The sequence below is a fragment of the Vibrio sp. 10N.222.52.C12 genome (assembly GCF_041474215.1).
Taxonomy (GTDB): domain Bacteria; phylum Pseudomonadota; class Gammaproteobacteria; order Enterobacterales; family Vibrionaceae; genus Vibrio; species Vibrio crassostreae_C.
Genome location: NZ_JBFRTR010000171.1, coordinates 1 through 1,419, shown reverse-complemented (window position 1 = coordinate 1,419; position 1,419 = coordinate 1). Strand labels below are relative to the sequence as shown.

1 protein-coding gene is annotated in these 1,419 nt (G+C 39.9%); it reads right to left on the bottom strand.

What is annotated here, in order from left to right:
* Positions 1-224: 224 nt before the first annotated feature.
* Positions 225-1,262: an IS110 family transposase gene (locus tag AB4623_RS22960; protein ID WP_102459768.1), complete on the bottom strand. Its 1,038-nt coding sequence runs from the start codon at positions 1,260-1,262 to the stop codon at positions 225-227.
* Positions 1,263-1,419: the final 157 nt, after the last annotated feature.

Sequence of the window (1,419 nt, the reverse complement as noted above, 5' to 3'; positions counted from 1 at the left end):
GTGGGCATCTTATGTGGACTCCCCATTGTCAACAGTAATCGTCAGTAAATCAGAAATAAATGCGCACTTATGTACGAGCTCAACAAGAGTAGCTAACTCAGGCTCTACGATATTTACGCGAGTTAGTAGCAAATCTAAGCTACGAGTTCAAGACTCTCAGATGCCCGCTGCTTTGACTAACTGATTTTCATCCAATTTATGCATTTTACTGTTAAGACAATTTACTAAGATACTAACGGTTCAGCTTTATATTCCGTACCTTGAGTTAAAATAGCAAATGCTGTTCTGACATTTTTATTTGCCAACGCTACCGCAGCACACTTCTTACCTCTACGTTCAATTAAATTTTTTAGCCACTCTTCTTTTTTTGTTTTCGGTGGGCGATTGGCAACCTTGCTTACGATCGACATCGCACCAGTAATCAATTGGCTTCGAAACAGAGTATTTTTAAAACCTCTTCCTATCGAACCTATTTTAGCTCTCCCCCCACTTGAATGTTGTATTGGTGTGAGCCCTATGCAGGCTGCGGCTGCTTTCCCTTTACTAAAAGCTCCAATGTCAGCACACCCGAGCGCGATATATAAGTTAACAGCATTAAGGATACCGATGCCCTCAATTTTAAGTAACTTCTTACATTCAGGATGATAATTCAAAGATTCTTCAAGGCAGTTGTCGTAAATATCAATCGCTTCAACCAGCGATAAATATTGATCCCAGGCAGTAGATATTGCCTGACGAAACGAAGGTGAAAAACCATTATCTGGGTCTTCTAGGGTTTCATCAATTGTTGCTCTTAACCCCCCATTTCTGTTGGAGACTTGAATATTTAATTCAGATAACAAAGCAATCAATTGGTTTTTAGAAGCGGTTTTTTGTCTTATGCTTAGTTCTCGTAAGCGGACAATCGATTGTAGTTGCTGCTGTTCGGCTGTTTTACCTTGAATAAAGTTCACATCAGGTAACAGTGATGCTTGTACTATCGCCAAAGCATCATTTTTGTCAGTTTTCTGATTTTGTCTGACCACAGCAACTAATCTCGATGAGATTAAACGAGCATCATGCCCATGAGAAGAAGCGAGTTGCTTCCAATAATTCGAAGTACCACAAGCTTCAAACACGATTGTGGCAGGCCTTGAATTTACTAACCAACAAGTAAACGCCTTCGGTGTCATCTCTGTATTTGAGTGCACTTTTCTGTTTGTATAAATACAAACTTGGATCACTTTTTTAGCTAAATCAACGCCAACAATCGTCTTGTTCATTTGAATCTCCAAATTATTTTGAACCCTACTATTGTAGGACTTAGGGTTGGGGAGTCCAATTATCTAAGTTGACATTTTACGTAACATACGGAACAGGGTAAGCCTGTATCACTCCCTTTGGGAAAGCCTTTGTGGCCGATAGTGATGCAGGTATAGG

Coding starts and splice junctions, on each gene's coding strand:
- AB4623_RS22960 (WP_102459768.1), bottom strand. CDS start 1,262: ATGAACAAGACGATTGTTGGCGTTGATTTAGCTAAAAAAGTGATCCAA.